The following is a 19,187-nucleotide window of genomic DNA, read 5'->3' as shown; positions in this document are numbered from 1 at the left end:
GCGCTGTCGTGAAGGTGCCCCTGCGAATCGTCGCGGTCGCTGTCACGCTCGGTCTGAGCGCGTCGCTCGGTCTCGGCGCCGGACACGGTGTCGCGCACGCTGATCGCCCGCCTTCCGCAAACCCCGCACTGCGGCCGGCGGGAGATCCGGCGGCGCCTCCGGAGAAGACCGAACGCCCAGCGAACTCCAATTGCGCTGACATAGTGACGGGCGGGGACGGCTCGACGATTCCGACAGCACAGCGGTCCCTCGATCTGGAGCGTGCCTGGAAGTTCTCCAAGGGCGCGGGCCAGGTTGTCGCCGTCATCGATACCGGCGTGGCCAGGCATCCGCGACTGCCCGACCTGCAAGCCGAAGGTGACTTCGTAGCCAACGTCGGTGATGGCACCGAAGACTGCGACGGGCACGGCACATTCGTCGCGGGCTTGATCGCGGCCTCCGAGGTCGACGGTCAGGGATTTGCGGGGGTGGCACCGGAGGCGCGGATCATGACGATTCGCCAGACCAGCAAGATGTATCAGAAGGAAGGCCGCTCGCGGGAAAAGGCGCCCGACGATTTCCCGGACAGCTATGGCAATCTCGGCACGATGGCGTCCGCGATCGTGCGCGCGGTCGACAAGGGTGCCACCGTGATCAATATTTCCGAGGTCTGGTGCGGTCCACAGAAGGACGTCGACGGCTCGATCGGCGCGGCACTTCAGTACGCCGTGGAACGCGATGTCGTGGTCGTGGTCGCTGCCGGAAACGCCGAGGACGCGTGCAAGACCGAGAATACGGTGGTCGACCCGCTCGATCCAACCGCCGATCCATGGAGCAAGGTCCAGGTGAATGTCGTGCCTGCGCGTTGGGACGACTATGTTCTGTCGGTCGGATCGATCGATTCCAACGGCGCACCGTCCAAGTTCACTGTTCCAGGCCCATGGTTGAGTGTCGCCGCACCGGGCGAGAATATGGTCTCGCTCAACCCGCGTGGTAGCGGCACCGCCGTTGGCGCGATCAATCAGCGGGGAGAGCAGGGGACGATCTCCGGGACCAGTTTCGCGACACCGATAGTCGCCGGTGTCGTCGCGCTCGTTCGGGCGCGATTCCCTGAACTGAGTGCCCGCGAGGTTATGAAACGTATTCAGGCAACGGCGCATGCACCGGCTGAGGGCTGGAACAAGTACATCGGATATGGCGCGGTGGATCCGATCGCAGCCCTGACCGACGAGGTCACCGGCTCTCTTCCACCCAAGACCCCGACTCCTCCGAAGAGTCAGCAGCTCGCGGTGCCCGCGGCGCCGACGCCGCCTGACAATCGAGCGCGCGATGTGTCGTTGATCGGTACAGGCATCATCGGAGGCGCACTGCTCCTGGGCTATCTCGCATCGTTCCCGATTCGCCGACGATTCGGCGTATCGGGTAACGACATGTGACGGTCGTCCGCAGCACTGAAGGGAAGAGGCCCTGGAGACGCGCACCAAGACCTCTTCCCTTCATAATCTCCCGGCGCCGATCATGGCTCGAAGCGGCGATACCGCCATCCCGGGCTAGGTGTTCGAGTACCGAACTCGGACCTCATAGACCGCGTTGCCCTGACGATCGTAATAGGCGATTGCGCAGTAGTACTGCGGGTAGGTCGCATGAGTTGCCGTCGGATCCTGGCGAGAATTGAAGTCGTATTGTGCGCGCGCGGCCGCATTGTTGCACTCGCTCGCCGTCAACCCCTCGGCGTGTGCGACACCGGAACCGACGACTCCGGCGGCACCTGATCCCAGCGCGATCAATACGGCCAGCGACGCACTCGCGCGATTGATGTTCTTCATTTCCCATCCCCTTCAATACTTTGCTGACCCGAGCGGGTGAGCAATACGGCAGACGATCGAGTCCAGGCGAAAATTGCTGCATCGAAAGGGTTCGATGCAGCGCGTTCCTGTTTCGCCCAACTGGAAACCCACTCGTCACATTCTTGGACGCGCAGGGACCAAGATCGGTTCCGTAACCCACCACACTGGCCTTACATCAGCCCTCCGATCGTCGCTGGGCTGCCACGCAGGCCGGGCAACCGGTAGCCTCAGCGGACCGACCTGCGGTGATGCCGATATCGCAGCCGAAACGACACAGGTAAACCCATGGCCGAAACACCGCCCGCGCTCACCCGTCGAGAAACCTGGGAACGGACGACCGGCATCCCCATGATGGTCCTGGCCGTCGTATTCCTCGGCGTCTACGCCTGGCAGGTACTCGATACCGGGGCCTCACCCCGGCTGGATGCCTGGCTCACCCGGGTCGACTTCGCGATCTGGGCGGCGTTCGCGCTGGATTTCGCGGTGCGCCTGTGGCTGTCGGGGAACAGGTGGCGATTCCTGCGCACCCATCCGGTCGATCTGCTGATCGTGGTGCTGCCGCCGTTCCGTCCGCTGCGACTGTTGCGCGCGGCCATGCTCGTGATCGGCACCCTGAACCGCAACACCACGACCAGGGCAAGGCTGGCGGTATTCGTCGGCGTGAGTTCGGTGCTCGTGCTGTTGCTGTGCAGCCTGGCGTTCTTCGACTCCGAATACGGCGCCACCGACAGCAAGATCCACAATTTCGGTGACGCGCTGTGGTGGTCGATGGTGTCGGTGACCACGGTCGGCTACGGCGATGTGTATCCGGTGACGACCGAAGGCCGTTTGATCTCGCTGATCCTGATGACCTTCGGCATCGGCCTGATCAGTTTCGCGATCGGCACCACCACCAGCTGGGTGATGGACCAGCTGAAGAACGTCGAAGCCAATGTCGAGAGCACCGATCGCGAGATCACCGTCCTCGTCACCGAGATCAGGGCGCTGCGCGACGAGGTCGCCGCGCTGCGCACCGCGCGGGAGTCGGTCGCGGCGACCGAGTGACGGCCCTAGTTGCTGGCTTTCCCGACGGTCTGTTTCGCCGGTGACGGGTCGGGGGACACGCCGTCGTGGGCGACCATCGCCTCTTCACGTCCCAGGGTCGGCCCCGACGCCAGCAGACCGACGATCGGCCACGGCGCGGGTTCGGGCCTCACACCTGATCCGGTGTCGAGTCCGAGCGCCTTCTGTGAATCCTCGTTCTTGATGCCGTAGCGAACGCCGGTGTCGGCGATGTAGAACATGCTGTCCTTGCGACGGCTGTCCGGCTCGATGCCGGTGGTCTGCACGAAGGCCCCGGTGCCCGGCGGGATGTACACCGAATCGGCGTTCGGTCCCGAACCGTCGGACTGGGCCAGCGGCACCAGTTTCGCGCTGTCCGGAATCGGCAGGGTGACACCGGTGATCACCGAAAGCTCGGCCCACCTGCCGCCGTCCTTGTTGTCTGCCGCGGCGGGAATCGGCTTCCAGGACATGCAGCTGACCGGCTGGTCCTTCACCTCGACGATGCCGGGCGCGCGCTTGGGATAGTCCTCGACCTTGAGCGCGTGCGAGACATCGGCATTGGTGCGATCCGATTGGCTGATACGCGGGTCGTCGGACAGTGTGGGATTGGAATTGCGGATGATGTCGGCGGTCAGCTTCGACACTTCCTGGAAGCCGTCGCCGAGCACGACGTAGTACTTGTCCGGTTCCGAAGGCACCTGGACCACGTCGGCGATGCGGTGATTGTTCGCCTGGTAGGTCACCGTGCCGCCGGGATTGTCGATCTTCGGCGAGATGATCGGCAGCACTTCGGGAACGGTGTTGATGAATCCCTCGGCGACCGGGCGCGGGGTGGCTCCGGTGATGCCGAGCGCGTCGGTGACCGCGCGGACGTTCATGTCCACGCGCGCCCGCTTGCCGTCGAATACCAGGTAGACGGTGTCCTTGGCCTTGACGAGCAGTGCCTGATCGGCGCCGAGGACGGAGGCCTTGTCGCCCAGTTGTGGGTCTCCCGCGAGTACCGAGGTGGTGAGATCCTTACTGCCGTCGACCTTCAGCACATCGCAGACCGTCCAGGCCCGGCCGCTGCCGTCCTTGTCGTAGCGCAGCGCAGCGGGCGCACCCGGAATGCCGATCAGCTGACCGCGAGGTTTCTTGCCGAGTTCGGATTCCTTGACGATGACGGCTTTTCCGGATTCACCCGAGGCAAGCCGGGCCGAGGCGAGGTTCAGCGCCGGATGCACCACGTCGTCGATGACCACGTAGACGCCGCCGGACTCCTTGCCGATCAGCAGGGTGTTGGAACCGATCTTGTCCTGGGGGCGAAGCAGCGCGAGAATGCCGCAACCGGCCAGTACGACGAGTCCGAGCACCAATCCCACGGCGTACGCGCGGGTCTGCGATCGCATCGGGTCGTGCAGCATGCGAACGTCCCGGCGGACCAGGGCGTGTTCCATCCGGCGGACCAGGAAGCGATAGCCGCTGACCTGCCAGCGCGTAGTAGGTTTGGACGGCATCTTCTCTCCCCCGGACAGTGCTCACCTTCGCCGAACACAGTACAGTTCGCGGGGACTGTTGTTCAGCTCGGCCGGTAGGAAGCGGTCGATACCGGGTACTTGGGGGACGATCATGGCCGAAGCAGCCGGAGCAGGGCCGCGCCCGCTCCTTGGTCGCATCTCACTACAGAATCTGCTGGTAGCACAGGTAATCGGACTTTGCGCCGGTCTGATCGCGCTGCTGGCCGGACTCGACAAGTGGCCCGCCCTGGCCGTCGCGGTAGCCCTCATGCTGCTCCCGCTGATCCCGATAGCCAAACGCACCGTGCTGGATTGGATCGCCACCTGGTGGCGCTATCTGAGCAAGCGCGACTACGAGATCGGCGACACCGTCGATTTCCGCGGCCCCGACGACCGCTCGCTCGGCCTGTACTGGGACGGCAGCCGCGTCGTCACCGTCGTCGAGGTGCTGCCGCCGCGCGGCGGACTCACCAGGATCTCCAGCAGCACCGTGCACGCGTCGCATCTGCTTCCCCTGCCCGAACTCGCGAAATGCCTGAACCAGCACGACATTCTGCTCAGTGGCATCGACATCATCAGTCACGGACACCGCAGCCGTTCCGGCACACCGGCGGGCACGATCTACGAATCCCTGCTCGGTCCGCTGCCCGCCACCGCCCATCGCGCGGTCTGGCTCGCCATCAGCTTCGACACCATCGCCTGCCCGGAAGCGGCGGCCCGGCGCGGCGGCGGCAGCGAAGGCGCCTCGCGCGCGGTCACGATCGCGACGCAGCGGATCATGCGGGCACTGGAGGACGCCGATTGCAGCGCGCGCATCCTGACCGCCCCCGAAATCCGCAAGGCCGTCCTCCAGATCACCGCGGGCTACGACCCGCGCGCGCTGACCCACAGCTGGCGCTACGCCGAGATCGGCAACGCGGTCAATATCGGCAGCGCCGTCGATCCCAAACGGCTCGGTTCCGATCTGCTCGCCCAATTGTGGGTCGCGCCTTCGCGCGGCACGACGGTCGCGGTGCGACTACGGCCGGGCAACTCCGCCGAATCGGTGAGTATCGGCGCCGCCTGGCGTCTCACCGCCAGGGAACTGCCGGACCGCGGCAAGCTCGCGGGCATGGTCTCGATGGCGGGACGGCATCGCGACGGGCTGCTCGCTCATCTGCCGCTGGCGGCCCCCGGTGTCGACGACACCGTGCCGATGATCGAATATCCGATCGATGTGCTTTCCGCGCTGCATCTTCCGTCGTCGGGCTGCGGACAGCTGATCGGGTCGGACGAGGAGAATCAGGGTGTCGCGGTCCGGATCGTCGGCACCGGTATCTCCACCGTGTACGTCGCGGGCGAGCTGTATCTGGCCCAGCAGTTGGTCTTCCGCGCGCTCGCGGTCGGCGAACGAATCCTGATCCGCACCGATCGCGCACGCGCCTGGGACAACCTGGTGCAGACCATCGGCAACCCGGAGCGGTTGACCATCGCGGTCGAAACCCACCAGTCCGACGCGGGTTTCACCGCGACGGTGGTGGACGGGGTGCTCGCGCCCGCGCCGCACGCGGGTGTCACGACCATCTACGTCACGGGCGATCCGATGGGCTGGCCCGCGACGCGCCCCGACCTGTCGATCCACCAGCCGGGAGCGATCGGCAACCACGTGGTGCTGCGCACCGGGACGGCGCAGGTCGATCTGACGCTGGTCTCCATCCCGCGCGAGGCCACCTACATCGGACAGCCGCGCGGTCGACGGATCATGCAACCCCAGTGATTTCCACCCCTCGCGGAAGGCGGGCCGGTCAGCCGGGGTACGGGTCGGCCGCTCGCGCGGCTCGCAAAGTGCTCGCCCACCAGGCCAATTGACGCAGCATGCGAGCCGACGCGTCGACCGCCGCGCCGTCGCGGGTCTCACCGACGGCGTCGAAGGCGCGCTTGGCCTGGTGGAAACTCACCGTCTCGCGGACCGACACCATGTGGATCTCGGCCACCACCTGACGTAACTGCTCCACCGCGCGCAACCCGCCCGACAGCCCGCCGTAGGACACGAATCCGATGGGCTTGGCACGCCATTCGTGTTTCGCGGTGTCGAACGCGGTCTTGAGCGAGGCCGGATATCCGTGGTTGTACTCCGAGGTGATCGCGACGAAGGCGTCCGCCGCCGCCAGCCTGGCCCGGAAGGCTTCGACCTGCGGTGATTCGGTGAGGTCCACCGGGAGCGGGGTGTCGATCAGGTCGATGACACCGGTGTCGAAGGCGGAATCCGTACGCACGGTCCGCAGGAACCACTCGGCGACGACCGGGGCGAAACGTTCCGGTCGCACACTGGCGACGATGACTTCGAGCCGTAGCGGAGTGGTCATCTCGCGAGCCTAGTCCCGGGTATCGACGTCGAGGCGATCATCGCGCCGACATCCGCGGGCCGACAGTATTGCCGCACGGAGAACTCACCGCACCCTTGGCGGTCGGGCGGGCACCGAAGGACCAGCGCGGAGTTTCGTCGGGAGTGACCCGCCGCGCGATCTAGGACTCGACGGATTTCACGGTGGACGTGGCGAATTCGGCCAAGCCGGGAACCGGGGCGATGTTCGCGGTGAAATCGATGGCGCGTTTCGCGCGTTCGGGATCACCGACGAAATGCCGGATGTCGGCGAGACGATATTGGCCGGTGACGACGGGCGCCTGACCGCCACAGGCCCGCGACATGGTCGAGGCGACCTGATAGAGGGTGACCGGGTGCCCGGAGGCGATATTCAGGGGGACGAATCCGGGCAGGGCGCGTTCCACGGCGGCGACGGTGGCGGCCGCGGCGTCGTCGACGTGCAGGAAATCCCTGACCTGGCCGCCGTCCTCGAACACGCGCGGAGCACGGCCCGCCGACAGCCCGTCGCGGAAGAGCGCGGGCACCCCGAAATGTGCTCCCGGACCGTAGATCTGGTGATAACGCAGGACCGTGACCGCGTTGCCTGTGGCGAAACCCCAGGACAGCGCGTAGTTCTCCTGCGCGGCCTTACTCGCCGCGCAGAATCCACGTGGACGCGACGGCGCGTCCTCACCGACGGGATCCCAGGTCAGCACCTCACCGGTGCGCGGCGCGCGATGGTCGAACATCCCCCGGTCCAGGTCGGCGCGCAGCCGCACCCCCGGTGAGAACGAACCGCCGTGCACCATGCGGTAGCGGCCCTCGCCGTAGACGTCGACAGAGGACGCCAGCACTAATCGCTTGACCCCGGCGCGGCTCATGGCCGCGAGCAGCACGGCGGTACCGAGATCGTTGTGAGCCGCGAATTCGGCGGGGTTCAGGCCGGATTCGACGAGTCCGCCCGTCTCGGGTGCGCCCGTCATGCCGGTGACCGCCGCCAGATGACAGACCACCTCGACGCCGCGAGCGAGCGTTTCCACGGCCGCGGCGTCACGGATATCGACGCGTGAGACGCCTTCCGGCGGCGCCGCGTCCTTGCCGTGCACGGCGGGATGCATCACATCGATCGCGACGACTTCGTGATCCGCTGCCGCCAGGGCACGCCGCACGTGCGATCCGAGAAATCCGGCCGCACCGGTCACCAGCACTTTCATATCACTATCCCTGTTCGGCTACCGCATCGAGTTCGCGGCGAGCGAACCCGCCGGACTCGCCTCTCACGGTAATTCGAACGGCAGCGATACTCCCGCATGAACACGGCAGCGGTCGCAGGTGTCGGTCCCGGTCACCGCGGAGACCGAACGGCGAATCAGTTCCTTGAACGGCCCGAGGTTGCGTGTGAACTCGGCGAACACCTCGACCGCGTGCACGCCCGAGCCCTCTTCGAGTCCGGCGTCCAGATCGGTCACCAGAGCGACGGCCGCGTAGCACATCTCCAGTTCGCGGGCGAGAACGGCTTCCGGATGCCCGGTCATGTTCACCAGATCCCAGCCCTGCCCGGCGAACCAGCGACTCTCGGCGCGGGTCGAGAAACGCGGACCCTGCACGACGACCATCGTGCCGCCCGCTTTCAGCGGCAGCTGCTCGATCTCGGATTTGATCGCCGCGGAACGCAATTCGTCGCAGTACGGGTCGGCGAAGGACACGTGCACGCCGCCACCGTCGAAATAGGTCTGCGGACGGCCGGAGGTCCGGTCGACGAGTTGATCGGGGACACCCACGGTGCCCGGCCCCCAGTCGGCGCGCAGACTGCCGACCGCGCACGGCGCGAAGATCCGCCGCACCCCCAGCGAGCGCAGCGCCCACATATTGGCCAGGTAGGGCAGGGTATGTGGCGCGTATTCGTGCCGCCTGCCGTGGCGCGGCAGGAATGCCACCGCCCTGCCCTCGACCTCGCCGATCGCGATGGGCGCGCTCGGTGTGCCGTACGGGGTGTCGACGTCGACGTCGGTCGCGTCGTCATCGAAGAAGTCGTAGAAGCCACTGCCGCCGATGACGGCGATCGCGGGCCGGGGAAGCGAACTCATGACTGCGTATTCTCCCGATCACCGAAAAGGCCGACGAAACCGGTACCCGATCCGCGCACCCGCCGCCCCGGTGACGACCCCGATCACGCGATGATGGGACACGCCCACCTGACAACCCGTTCGAACAAATGTACCCTAGGGGGGTATCAACTATCGACGATACCCGGCAGGCAGCGAGGAGAGATTTCGGTGACATCCCCCGAGACGAGCACCACCCAGGATCAGCCCTGCCACGACGAGCACGCGCCGCACGGCTACATCACCGCCAAAGACGACTACCTCAAGCGCCTGCGCCGCATCGAAGGCCAGGCGCGGGGCCTGCAACGGATGGTCGAGGAAGAGAAGTACTGCATCGATATCCTCACCCAGGTCTCGGCCATGACCAAGGCGCTGCAGGCGGTGGCGATGGGGCTGCTCGAAGACCACATCAGTCATTGCGTGGTGGACGCGGCGGTCGCGGGCGGCCCGGAAGCCGAGGCGAAGATCAAAGAGGCCACCGACGCCATTGCCCGGCTGGTGCGCTCCTGAGCGGTCCGTGACGCCCGCGGACGGGCCACCGACCTTCGGAGACCACGTCAGCGCCCCATCGGCAGGATCGCCGCCAGCGTTCGCAGCGCGTCGACGTAGTCCTCGTTCAAGGCCTGGATCGCGACGTGATCGGCGCCCGCGTCCAGATGCGCGACGAGCCCGGCGGCGACCTCGGCCGGTTTGCCGTGCACCGCGAGGACGTCGATCAGGTGATCGCTGCCCGGTTTGGTCACATCTTCCTCGGAGAAACCGAGACGACGCAGATTGCTGACGTAGTTCACCAGCCCCAGGTACATCGGCACCATCTTCCTGGCCACCGCGCGCGCCCGCTCCGCGTCCTCGTCGAGAACCACTTTCTGTTCGGCGACGAGCAGTGAATCAGCGCCGAGCGTCTCGCGGGCGATCCCGGTGTGCTCCGGCGGGACGAGATAGGGCAGCGCGCCCGCGGTCCGATCGCGCGCCAGCCGCAGTACACGCGGTCCGAGCGCGGCCAGCGCCCTGCCCTCCTTCGGCACACCGGCCGCGTCGAGTTCGTCCAGGTAGGCCACGAGCGCGTCGTAGGGTTTCACGGCCTCGGTTCCGTCGGACTCCGGGTGACCGACACCGATGCCGAGCAGGAAACGTCCGGGAAAGCGCTGCTCGATCCGGTGATAGGACTCGGCGACGGCATCGGCCCGTACCGCCCAGATATTCACGATGCTGGTGCCGACGGTCAGCGATTCGGTCGCCTCGAGCAGCGATTCGACCACCGGCAGATCCGCCGGAGGCGAACCGCCGAGCCACAACGCGCCGAACCCCAGTTCTTCGAGCTCCCGCGCCGCCTGCGGGGTGAAATTCCCGTAGTAACGCCACACACCGAATTTCCCGAGATCAACTTTGGTCATGCCGGAGGCAACCCGGTCCGGTGCCGCATCTATTCCGACGACGGCCGATCAGCTGCCGCAGCATCCCGCGTCGCCGGTGGGGACCGTTCGCATCTCCCGCGTCTCGGCATTGCGGGCCGCGAGGTCGGCGTCGGCCGGGTAGTCGACGGCGATCAGGCTGAGACCGTGGGCCGGGGCGACGGTGACAGAACTGGAGCGCTCGGTCTCCTTCAGCAATGCGCCGACCCATTCCGGGGTGCGCCGTCCCTCCCCCGCCGCCAGCACCGCGCCGACGAGACTGCGGACCATCGACCAGCAGAAAGCGTCCGCGCTGACCCGGGCTATGAGCAGATCGCCGTCGCGCTCCCAGTCGAAACGCTGTAATTCGCGCACCGTGGTCGCGCCCTCCCGCCTGCGGCAGAAGGCGGCGAAATTGTGCAGGCCGAGAAGTTTCTCCGACGCCGCGCGCATGGCAGCGAGATCAACGGTGCTCCGGCACGGGACGACCCCGCGCGCCGACAGCGGGTCGGCACCGTAGGGGGCCGTGGTGAGGCGGTAGGCGTAATGCCTGCGAACGGCGGAGAAACGGGCGTCGAATGCGGGCGGGGCGACGCGCGCGTTCTTGATGCGCACATCCTTGGGCAGGAATTTGGCCATCCGGTGCACGAGGGCGGGCCCGTCGAGGGTCGCGGCGGTGTCGAAATGGGCGACCTGACCTTCGGCGTGGACCCCGGCGTCGGTGCGACCCGCGACGGTGAGCTGGACCGGCTCGCGGAACACCTTGCCCAGCGACTCTTCCAGCACGCCCTGCACGGTGCGCAGCCCCGGCTGTTTGGCCCAGCCGATGAAATCCGTTCCGTCGTAGGCGATATCGAGCCGGATACGGGAGACCGCGGGTTCGGGCGCCGCGACGGTGTCCGCGTCGGCGGCCGTCCTCACCGAATCCGACGTATCGGTCGGAACCATCGAATCCTCCACGCTGTCGGCTCGTCCGTCGACGAGAGTCGTTTCGTGCGAAACATACGGCCGGAAAGAGAGCGAGCCCGCCGACCCGAAACGGGTGGCGGGCTCGTTCTGGAACTCCGGCCGGCGTCGAGCGTCCGGATCACTCCCGCGTACGCGAAGAACGATCTCAGGCGTCGGGATCATCCCCGCACAGGCGAGGAATCGACGTCAGTCTGTCTTCTTGTCCTCGGCGGCCTCGTCGGCGGCCGGGGCCTCGACCTCGGCGGTCTCGGCGACAGCCTCGTCGGCTTCGACCTCGACGACCTCGGCAGCCGGGGCGGCCTCGGTCTTCTGCGACGCGGCAACGCGACGGGCACGGTCGGCCTCGTTGGTCACGGTCTTCTCCCGGACCAGCTCGATAACCGCCATCGGCGCGTTGTCACCCTTGCGGGGCAACGTCTTGGTGATGCGGGTGTAGCCGCCCTCACGGCCCTCGAACGAGGGGCCGATCGAGGCGAAGAGCTCGTGCACCACATCTTTGTTGCGGATGACCTTGAGCACCTCGCGACGGTCGGCGAGGGTGCCGGCCTTCGCCTTGGTGACAAGCTTCTCGGCGTAGGGGCGCAGCGCCTTGGCCTTGGACTCGGTGGTCTGGATTCGGCCGTGCTCGAAGAGCGCCGTCGCCAGATTGGCGAAGATCGCCTTCTGGTGCGACGACGACCCGCCGAAGCGAGCACCCTTCTTGGGCTTGGGCATGAGTTGTTCTCCTTGTGTGAGGCCGAACCGGGGCGCCTACCCCAGTGGCCTAAAGCTGTTCGGTCTCGGCGTAGTCCTGCTCGCCACCGTCGGTGTCGGTGAACGTGCCGCTGTCGCTCCACGTTCCGGTGCTCGCGTCGTAACCCACCACGGAGGACGGGTCGAACGACGCCGGGCTGTCCTTGAGCGAGAGGCCGAGCGCGTGCAGCTTGACCTTGACCTCGTCGATGGACTTCTGGCCGAAGTTACGGATGTCGAGCAGATCCGACTCGGTGCGGGCGACGAGCTCGCCCACCGTGTGCACACCCTCGCGCTTGAGGCAGTTGTAGGAACGGACGGTGAGGTCCAGATCCTCGATCGGCAGACCGAACGAGGCGATGTGATCCGCCTCGGCCGGCGAGGGGCCGATCTCGATACCTTCGGCTTCGACGTTCAGTTCGCGGGCCAGGCCGAAGAGTTCGACCAGGGTCTTGCCCGCCGAGGCGAGCGCGTCCCGCGCGCTGATGGAGTTCTTGGTCTCCACGTCGAGGATGAGACGGTCGAAGTCGGTGCGCTGCTCGACACGGGTGGCCTCGACCTTGTAGGTCACCTTGAGCACCGGGGAGTAGATCGAATCCACCGGAATCCGGCCGATTTCCGCGCCGGACGCCTTGTTCTGCACCGCCGGGACGTAACCGCGACCGCGCTCGACGACGAGCTCGATCTCCAGCTTGCCCTTGTCGTTCAGGGTGGCGATATGCATATCCGGGTTGTGCACGACAACACCCGCGGGCGGCACGATGTCACCGGCGGTGACGGTGCCGGGGCCCTGCTTGCGCACGTACATCGTGACCGGCTCGTCCTCTTCCGAGGACACGACCAGACCCTTGAGGTTCAGGATGATGTCGGTGACATCTTCCTTCACGCCCGGGACGGTGGTGAACTCGTGCAGAACGCCGTCGATACGAATGCTCGTGACCGCGGCCCCCGGAATCGAGGACAGCAGGGTACGCCGAAGCGAGTTGCCGAGCGTGTAACCGAAGCCGGGCTCGAGAGGTTCGATGGTGAACTTCGAACGGTTCTCGGCGACGACCTCTTCGGTCAACGTCGGACGCTGGGAAATCAGCATGTGGATCATCCTCCTGTACGGGCGCCCACTATTTGACGCCCACGTTGTGGGATTTTCCCTCCCCTCCACCAGGGTGGCGGGGAGGGACAGCAGCGCGAAAGCTGTTTACTTCGAGTAGTACTCGACGATCAGCTGTTCCTGCAGCGGCACATCGATCTGGGCGCGCTCGGGGACCTGGTGCACCAGGATCCGCAGACGACCGGGGATCACCTGGAGCCAACCCGGAACCGGGCGGTCGCCGACGGTCTCGCGAGCCACCTGGAACGGCAGCGTGCCGAGCGACTTCTCCTTGACATCGATGATGTCGTACTGGGTCACCTGGAAGCTGGGGACGTTCACGCTGCGGTTGTTCACCGTGAAGTGACCGTGGCTGACCAGCTGACGCGCCTGACGACGGGTACGGGCCAGACCGGAGCGGTACACGACGTTGTCGAGACGGGTCTCGAGCAGACGGAGCAGGTTGTCACCGGTCTTGCCCTTGAGGCGGTTGGCCTCTTCGTAGTACCGGCGGAACTGCTTCTCCATGACGCCGTAGGAGAAGCGAGCCTTCTGCTTCTCCTGCAACTGGAGCAGGTACTCGCTCTCCTTGATCCGCGCGCGGCCGTGCTGGCCGGGCGGGTAGGGGCGACGCTCGAACGCCTGGTCGCCTCCGACGAGGTCGACACGCAGACGACGCGATTTGCGGGTGATGGGGCCTGTATAACGAGCCATTTTTCGCTATTCCTTTCCCGCTAGACGCGACGCCGCTTGGGCGGACGGCAGCCGTTGTGCGGCTGCGGGGTGACATCGGAGATCGTGCCCACCTCGAGGCCCGCGGCCTGCAGCGAACGGATCGCGGTCTCGCGGCCCGAACCCGGGCCCTTCACGAAGACGTCGACCTTCTTGACACCGTTCTCCTGCGCCTTGCGGGCAGCGTTCTCGGCGGCGAGCTGCGCGGCGAACGGGGTCGACTTGCGCGAACCCTTGAAGCCGACGTGGCCCGAGGACGCCCACGAGATGACGTTGCCGCTCGGGTCGGTGATCGACACGATCGTGTTGTTGAACGTGCTCTTGATATGCGCGTGGCCGTGCGGGACGTTCTTCTTTTCCCTGCGACGCGACTTCTGGGTCTTCTTGGGGCCGGAAGCCCTGCTCTTCGGAGGCATGCGCTATCCCTACTTCTTCTTGCCTGCGACGGTGCGCTTCGGGCCCTTGCGGGTGCGCGCATTGGTCTTGGTCCGCTGGCCGCGAACGGGCAGGCCACGACGGTGACGCAGGCCCTGGTAGCAGCCGATCTCGATCTTGCGACGGATGTCGGCCTGCACCTCGCGGCGCAGGTCACCCTCGACCTTGAGAGACGAACGCTCGATGTAGTCACGCAGCTGCGTGACCTGCTCGTCGCTGAGGTCCTTGGAACGCAGATCCGGGCTGATGCCGGTAGCGTCCAGGATCTCCTTCGACCGGGTGCGGCCGATGCCGAAAATGTAGGTCAGCGCGATCTCCATGCGCTTTTCGCGCGGGAGATCTACGCCCATGAGACGTGCCATGGTGGCAGTTCCTTAATGTTGCGGAGGTCTGCTCCCTGTCCGTTCCCCTCGTCTTGGCGGGGCACCGGCCTCCGTACCGGTGGTTGGCACGCACGCCTCGGGGGTGAACCCGAATAACCGCAGCGTGCGGCTGGAGCTGGGAGTTCTTCTTGCCAATCCGAACTGCGTTCGGTGCTCGGCTAGGTGACCGGCCGGGGTTTCCCCCGGCGGGGATCAGCCCTGGCGCTGCTTGTGACGCAGGTTGTCGCAGATCACCATGACCCGACCGTGACGGCGGATCACCTTGCACTTCTCGCAGATCTTCTTGACGCTCGGCTGAACCTTCACGTCCGTCCAATCTTCTTGTGGTTCACACGGGTGTGAACACAGTTTTTCCCCAGCCGACGACTGGGGAAGTCTGTGGTGACGGACTCGCGCCCGTCGATTCGATCGCGCCGGAGCGCGGTCACTTGTACCGGTAGACGATCCGGCCGCGGGACAGGTCGTAGGGCGACAGCTCGACGACCACCCGGTCCTCGGGAAGGATACGAATGTAGTGCTGCCGCATCTTTCCGCTGATGTGCGCGAGAACTTTGTGTCCGTTCTCGAGCTCGATCCGGAACATCGCATTGGGCAGCGGCTCGACAACTCGACCCTCGACCTCGATGGCCCCGTCTTTCTTCGCCATGTCCTCCGCGATCCCGGTTCACCGAACGGCAGTGCCGCTCGAACCTGGTTTGATTGCCTGGGTGTCTGTTCCCATGGATCCGTGTCACCGAGCAATTCGGAACCGATTTGCCGATAACGGGGCATGCGAACAGGTGGGCGCATAGGTGCACCGCCGCTCCAGCTTACCGGTACGCTGCGTATCCGGCAAAAACGCCCCGGCCAGGCGCGTGGGAATTCGCTGTCGACGATCACGGGACGGGGGATCCCGAACCTCCGCGCGGGGTCCGGACGTTCCGGACGGGCCGGGCTCTCCTGGACACATAGGACCTGCTTCGGTCGCGTAAACTCACCCCCGTCGAGATCCGGTCGAACAGATCCCAGGGGGATGTCGTGAGCCAGCGCAGTGGGCCGTCCGTGCACGCAGCGCCGTCGACAACGGACAGACCGCGCGGCACCGCGTTTCCCGGGCGGCGCCGGACTGCCGGACCCGCGTCCCCGCGGCGCGTAAACACCGCGCGGGCGGGTACATTCGTCACCGAAAGCGGTGCGCCCGTCGCGGGCGCCCGGCCGGAACGCGGGTACGGATCGAATCTACAGCGGGGTGGCGTGTGAGTCGTAACGACGACGGCCTGCCCATGCTGCCGCCGTGGCTCTCCGAAAGCGATGTCGGCGGCTATGAGGCCCCCGTGCAGAACCTCCCGACCGAGGATGTCATCGATGACGGTCCGCGCCGTCGACGCGGACGATCGGCCGCCCCGGACGGCGGACGCCAGGATCCCAACGCGACACCGGGCCGCAAGGACAAGAAGCGCCGTTTCTTCGGTGGCCGCGACAGGGACGAACGATCCGGGTACGACGAACAGGATTCCGCCGAGGAAGAGGGCCGTACCGGCCCCGATACCCGGCAGCGGGACGGCGGCTCGTGGTCCCAGGAACCGGAACCACCCGCGCAACCCGATCCGCGCACCGGCGAGCAGTCGAGTCCGGGTGATCCCCGGTTCGAACAGCCGCGCCCGCCGTCACCGCGGTACGCCCCCGACCCCGCGTACCAGCCGCGGCCGGAACCGTCGACCGGTTACGGCGGTTCGGAACCGCCGCCCCTCCCCCGATACGACAGCGGTCTGCCGACACGCCACCCCGGCAACCCCTCCGCGGGTTTCCAGCCACTCGGCCCGACCGACCCGCAGTCCGATCCGAACCCGCCCGGTTCCGAAGCGGCGACGACCAGGTACCAGCGTCCGCTGCCCGACCCGCCCGCCGAGCGTCCCCGCACATCGGGCGATACCGGTGGATCGACGCCCGGGCTGCCGCCACTGCCGGTGCCGCCGCCCACAGCGCAGCGGCCGCCACTGCCCGACGCACCGCGATCGGACGCACGGCTGCCCATTCCCGACGCGCCGTCGACGGGCGAGCGCCCGCCGGTCGCCGAGACGCCGCTGTCCGCGCAGCGTCCACCGGCTTCCGATTCATGGCCGACCGCCCAACGACCACCGCTACACGAGGCACCGTCACCAACTCGGGGGCCGAGTCCCGACGCGCTGTCGACTCCCCCGCGGCCATCGATTCCCGAGGCGCCGCCTCAGGCGCCCGCTCCCGCCGCACCCCTGAACGCCCAACGACCGCCGCTTCCCGAGGCACCCTCATCAGTTCAGGGGCCGACTCCCGAGGCACCGTCGACACCCCAGCGGCCATCCATTCCCCAGGCGCCGTCGACAGGTCAGGTACCGCCCGACGCACCGCGGAACGCCCGACGATCCCCGATCCCCGATCCGCCTGCGACAGGCCAGCAGCCACCGGCAGGGCCGCCGAACGCGGGGCGCGAATCCGTTTCTGAGGTACGACGAGTTCCCGTCGCGCCGCCGAGTGACCAAGGCCAGCCCATTTCGGAGGTGCCGCAGGCCGCTCCTCAGCGACCGCCGCTGCCGGGGCCGCCGCCCACCGAATTCGGGGAGCGGCGGGGCGAATCCTCCGACAGTGGCGCCGCACCCGATACGGGGGCGGCGAGCGTGGAAACCCCCGCGGCCGTCGAGCGCGCCGCAAGCGAACTCGATGGTCCCCCACCGTGGTTGACCCCGCCCCGCGAAGGGCATGGTGCGGCGGAGGATTCGACCGGCACGCCGGGCACCGCGACCGGACCCGCCGACGCGCGCGGTCCCGTGGCGACGCCACCCGCGTCGGAGGCTCCCGCTTGGCTCGCACCGCCCGCGAGCACCTCTGCCGAACGCTCCGAACGTCCCTCGCCTCAGGGTGAATTCGGCCAGGGGGAACAGGGCCAGGAGGCGCGGTACGGGCAGCCCGGCGAACGTCCCGGGTACGGACCGAATCCCACGTACGGCGACACGTCGTCGAACAGCGGTTCCACCGGCGAACAGCGACGACCCGAAACGCCGTACCCGTATGGCGATCGGGGCCCCGCGACCGGGCCGAACTTCGCCGCGCCGCCGTCCGCACCGGGTGACGATCGCGCCACCGGACACGGATCTCCGACTCTCCCGCAGGGTGTCACCGAACCGGCAAGCGACCAGAACGCACACCCCGGATTCAACGCCCCGCACGGATACGGACCGGGTACCCAGGGACCGCCCTCGGCCGGCAGGCCGCCGATCCCGGACTCGGCGTCGAGCGCCGTCGAGGAAGCCGCGAATGCGCGTGGCCGCCATCGTCTCTCACCGCCCGAAGGTGTCGGCGGCGGGACCGATCACCGCGCACCGGTCAGCGATCAGCCCTCCCCCGGCATGGTCGGCCGCGACCCGAACGTCTTCGCGCAACAGCCCGCCGACCCTCGGGCCCCCGGCTGGCAGCAGCCGGTCGCGCAACCTCCGGCCGGTTACGCGAACGCGGCACCGGCCGGTTACGCGAACGCCCCCGCCACACCGGACCCGAACGCGTTCCGCCCGGCCCAGGAGGGGCAGGCCGCGCCACCGTACGGACCGGGCAACCAGTTCCAGCAGGGCGGCGCACCCGCTCCCCCGCAGCAGCCGGATATGAATGCCCCGCAGTGGAATACCGGTGGCGGTGGATCGAGTTGGGGACAGGCGCAGCCTCCGACGGGTCCGCACGGACAAGGTCCGTCACTGGACGATGTGCCGCTGCGGCGGGCCAAACGCGCGACGGGCGGCGGATGGCGCAAGGCCGTGCACCACATGTCCGGCGGCGCGATCAACCCCGGTATGTCCGCGGAGGAACTGCGCCTCCAGGAGTTGGTGGCACGGATCAGGCAGCCGGTCCGCGGCGATTACCGCATCGCGGTGCTGTCGTTGAAGGGTGGCGTCGGCAAAACGACGACCACCATGGGCCTCGGCTCGATCTTCGCGTCCATCCGCGGTGACCGGGTGATCGCGGTGGACGCCAACCCCGACTTCGGCACGCTCTCACAGCGGGTGTCGCTCCAGACCCGGTCCACCGTGCGCGACCTGCTGCTCGATCCATCGATCGAACGCTATTCCGATGTGCGCAGACATACCTCGCAGGCGACGAGCCGCCTGGAGGTGCTGGCCAGCGAACGGGATCCGGCGGCGTCGGAATCGTTCAACGACGAGGAATACCGGGCCGTCACCCGGATTCTGCAACGCTTCTACAACGTCATCCTGACCGACTGCGGCACCGGCCTCATGCATTCGGCCATGACGGGCGTGCTCGATCTGGCGCATTCGCTGGTGCTGGTCTCGTCCGCGGCGATCGACGGCGCGCGCAGCGCGGCGGCCACGCTGGACTGGCTGTCGCTGCACGGCCACGATCATCTGGTGCGCAATGCCGTCGTCGTCATCAATCTGCCGCGCGAGGGGTCGCCGAATGTCGGGGTGCAGCAGCTGCGCGAATACTTCCTCTCGCGCTGCCGCGCCGTCCACATCATCCCGTACGACCAGCACCTGTCCGAGGGCGCGGAGATCGATCTGCATCGGCTGAGCAAACAGGCCAAACGCGCCTACGTGGAATTGTCGGCGACCGTCGCGGACGAGTTCGGCGTGGATCACCGCCGGTATCACTGACGTTCGGGTCGCCGTAGGCGGCACCGG

The 19,187-nt window shown here is 67.2% G+C and carries 19 protein-coding genes; 5 read left to right on the top strand and 14 right to left on the bottom strand.

From position 1 onward, the window contains the following. Positions 1–8 precede the first annotated feature (8 nt). Positions 9–1,415, top strand: a complete 1,407-nt coding sequence (gene mycP, locus OG225_RS39270) for a type VII secretion-associated serine protease mycosin (RefSeq protein WP_405179680.1) — start codon at positions 9–11, stop codon at positions 1,413–1,415. A 114-nt stretch (positions 1,416–1,529) separates the two neighbouring features. On the opposite strand, the gene OG225_RS39265 is transcribed toward mycP, so the two are convergent. Next, a complete protein-coding gene (locus OG225_RS39265) occupies positions 1,530–1,805 on the bottom strand; it encodes a hypothetical protein (protein ID WP_405179679.1) in 276 nt (91 codons plus the stop codon). A 306-nt stretch (positions 1,806–2,111) separates the two neighbouring features. Between OG225_RS39265 and OG225_RS39260 the strand changes: the two genes are divergently transcribed. Then, complete coding sequence (locus OG225_RS39260) at positions 2,112–2,870, top strand: potassium channel family protein (RefSeq protein ID WP_405179678.1); 759 nt, start codon at positions 2,112–2,114, stop codon at positions 2,868–2,870. Between the two features lie 5 nt (positions 2,871–2,875). Here the strand turns inward: OG225_RS39260 and eccB are convergent, their stop codons facing one another. Continuing rightward, a complete protein-coding gene (gene eccB, locus OG225_RS39255; protein ID WP_405179677.1) occupies positions 2,876–4,366 on the bottom strand; it encodes a type VII secretion protein EccB in 1,491 nt (496 codons plus the stop codon). A gap of 112 nt (positions 4,367–4,478) precedes the next feature. Here eccB and eccE point away from each other — a divergent pair, with 112 nt between their 5' ends. After that, positions 4,479–6,122 carry a type VII secretion protein EccE gene (eccE, locus tag OG225_RS39250; RefSeq protein ID WP_405179676.1) on the top strand — a complete coding sequence of 548 codons (1,644 nt, stop codon included), beginning with the start codon at positions 4,479–4,481 and terminating at the stop codon, positions 6,120–6,122. A 28-nt stretch (positions 6,123–6,150) separates the two neighbouring features. Here eccE and OG225_RS39245 read toward each other — a convergent pair whose 3' ends face one another. From OG225_RS39245 to OG225_RS39235, 3 genes are all read right to left on the bottom strand, one after another. After that, complete coding sequence (locus tag OG225_RS39245; protein ID WP_405179675.1) at positions 6,151–6,711, bottom strand: NADPH-dependent FMN reductase; 561 nt, start codon at positions 6,709–6,711, stop codon at positions 6,151–6,153. A gap of 160 nt (positions 6,712–6,871) precedes the next feature. Further along, positions 6,872–7,924 carry an NAD-dependent epimerase/dehydratase family protein gene (locus OG225_RS39240; protein WP_405179674.1) on the bottom strand — a complete coding sequence of 351 codons (1,053 nt, stop codon included), beginning with the start codon at positions 7,922–7,924 and terminating at the stop codon, positions 6,872–6,874. A 63-nt stretch (positions 7,925–7,987) separates the two neighbouring features. Beyond that, positions 7,988–8,797: an S-methyl-5'-thioadenosine phosphorylase gene (locus OG225_RS39235; protein ID WP_405179673.1), complete on the bottom strand. Its 810-nt coding sequence runs from the start codon at positions 8,795–8,797 to the stop codon at positions 7,988–7,990. A 189-nt stretch (positions 8,798–8,986) separates the two neighbouring features. On the opposite strand from OG225_RS39235, the gene OG225_RS39230 reads away from it, so the two are divergent. Next, positions 8,987–9,325, top strand: coding sequence for a metal-sensitive transcriptional regulator (locus tag OG225_RS39230; protein WP_109525463.1), 339 nt, complete (start codon positions 8,987–8,989; stop codon positions 9,323–9,325). Positions 9,326–9,372: 47 nt separating this feature from the next. On the opposite strand, the gene OG225_RS39225 is transcribed toward OG225_RS39230, so the two are convergent. From OG225_RS39225 to infA, 9 genes are all read right to left on the bottom strand, one after another. Beyond that, positions 9,373–10,209: an LLM class F420-dependent oxidoreductase gene (locus OG225_RS39225; protein WP_405179672.1), complete on the bottom strand. Its 837-nt coding sequence runs from the start codon at positions 10,207–10,209 to the stop codon at positions 9,373–9,375. A gap of 48 nt (positions 10,210–10,257) precedes the next feature. Beyond that, positions 10,258–11,070, bottom strand: coding sequence for a tRNA pseudouridine(38-40) synthase TruA (gene truA, locus OG225_RS39220; RefSeq protein ID WP_405183509.1), 813 nt, complete (start codon positions 11,068–11,070; stop codon positions 10,258–10,260). A 291-nt stretch (positions 11,071–11,361) separates the two neighbouring features. Then, positions 11,362–11,889, bottom strand: a complete 528-nt coding sequence (rplQ, locus tag OG225_RS39215; RefSeq protein ID WP_405179671.1) for a 50S ribosomal protein L17 — start codon at positions 11,887–11,889, stop codon at positions 11,362–11,364. A 49-nt stretch (positions 11,890–11,938) separates the two neighbouring features. Then, positions 11,939–12,997, bottom strand: coding sequence for a DNA-directed RNA polymerase subunit alpha (locus OG225_RS39210; protein ID WP_109525665.1), 1,059 nt, complete (start codon positions 12,995–12,997; stop codon positions 11,939–11,941). 105 nt (positions 12,998–13,102) lie between these two features. Beyond that, positions 13,103–13,708, bottom strand: coding sequence for a 30S ribosomal protein S4 (rpsD, locus tag OG225_RS39205; RefSeq protein WP_216917364.1), 606 nt, complete (start codon positions 13,706–13,708; stop codon positions 13,103–13,105). A gap of 20 nt (positions 13,709–13,728) precedes the next feature. Continuing rightward, positions 13,729–14,142, bottom strand: a complete 414-nt coding sequence (rpsK, locus tag OG225_RS39200; RefSeq protein ID WP_014349147.1) for a 30S ribosomal protein S11 — start codon at positions 14,140–14,142, stop codon at positions 13,729–13,731. 9 nt (positions 14,143–14,151) lie between these two features. After that, a complete protein-coding gene (gene rpsM / locus OG225_RS39195; protein ID WP_109525459.1) occupies positions 14,152–14,523 on the bottom strand; it encodes a 30S ribosomal protein S13 in 372 nt (123 codons plus the stop codon). A 213-nt stretch (positions 14,524–14,736) separates the two neighbouring features. After that, entirely contained in the window at positions 14,737–14,850 is a 114-nt protein-coding gene (rpmJ, locus tag OG225_RS39190) for a 50S ribosomal protein L36 (protein WP_011207363.1), read from the bottom strand. Positions 14,851–14,968: 118 nt separating this feature from the next. Next, complete coding sequence (infA, locus tag OG225_RS39185; RefSeq protein ID WP_003418601.1) at positions 14,969–15,190, bottom strand: translation initiation factor IF-1; 222 nt, start codon at positions 15,188–15,190, stop codon at positions 14,969–14,971. 589 nt (positions 15,191–15,779) lie between these two features. On the opposite strand from infA, the gene OG225_RS39180 reads away from it, so the two are divergent. Then, positions 15,780–19,160: an AAA family ATPase gene (locus tag OG225_RS39180; RefSeq protein WP_405179670.1), complete on the top strand. Its 3,381-nt coding sequence runs from the start codon at positions 15,780–15,782 to the stop codon at positions 19,158–19,160. Positions 19,161–19,187 lie beyond the last annotated feature (27 nt).

It is taken from the genome of Nocardia sp. NBC_01377 (assembly GCF_045040005.1).
In the GTDB taxonomy this organism is placed as follows: domain Bacteria; phylum Actinomycetota; class Actinomycetes; order Mycobacteriales; family Mycobacteriaceae; genus Nocardia; species Nocardia noduli.
The sequence above is the reverse complement of the archived record's forward strand: the minus strand, read 5'-3'. Positions and strand labels throughout refer to the sequence as shown.

Coding starts and splice junctions, on each gene's coding strand:
- OG225_RS39265 (WP_405179679.1), bottom strand. CDS start 1,805: ATGAAGAACATCAATCGCGCGAGTGCGTCGCTGGCCGTATTGATCGCG.
- rpsM (WP_109525459.1), bottom strand. CDS start 14,523: ATGGCACGTCTCATGGGCGTAGATCTCCCGCGCGAAAAGCGCATGGAG.
- OG225_RS39225 (WP_405179672.1), bottom strand. CDS start 10,209: ATGACCAAAGTTGATCTCGGGAAATTCGGTGTGTGGCGTTACTACGGG.
- rplQ (WP_405179671.1), bottom strand. CDS start 11,889: ATGCCCAAGCCCAAGAAGGGTGCTCGCTTCGGCGGGTCGTCGTCGCAC.
- OG225_RS39245 (WP_405179675.1), bottom strand. CDS start 6,711: ATGACCACTCCGCTACGGCTCGAAGTCATCGTCGCCAGTGTGCGACCG.
- rpsD (WP_216917364.1), bottom strand. CDS start 13,708: ATGGCTCGTTATACAGGCCCCATCACCCGCAAATCGCGTCGTCTGCGT.
- OG225_RS39210 (WP_109525665.1), bottom strand. CDS start 12,997: ATGCTGATTTCCCAGCGTCCGACGTTGACCGAAGAGGTCGTCGCCGAG.
- OG225_RS39240 (WP_405179674.1), bottom strand. CDS start 7,924: ATGAAAGTGCTGGTGACCGGTGCGGCCGGATTTCTCGGATCGCACGTG.
- infA (WP_003418601.1), bottom strand. CDS start 15,190: ATGGCGAAGAAAGACGGGGCCATCGAGGTCGAGGGTCGAGTTGTCGAG.
- OG225_RS39260 (WP_405179678.1), top strand. CDS start 2,112: ATGGCCGAAACACCGCCCGCGCTCACCCGTCGAGAAACCTGGGAACGG.
- rpsK (WP_014349147.1), bottom strand. CDS start 14,142: ATGCCTCCGAAGAGCAGGGCTTCCGGCCCCAAGAAGACCCAGAAGTCG.
- eccE (WP_405179676.1), top strand. CDS start 4,479: ATGGCCGAAGCAGCCGGAGCAGGGCCGCGCCCGCTCCTTGGTCGCATC.
- OG225_RS39235 (WP_405179673.1), bottom strand. CDS start 8,797: ATGAGTTCGCTTCCCCGGCCCGCGATCGCCGTCATCGGCGGCAGTGGC.
- eccB (WP_405179677.1), bottom strand. CDS start 4,366: ATGCCGTCCAAACCTACTACGCGCTGGCAGGTCAGCGGCTATCGCTTC.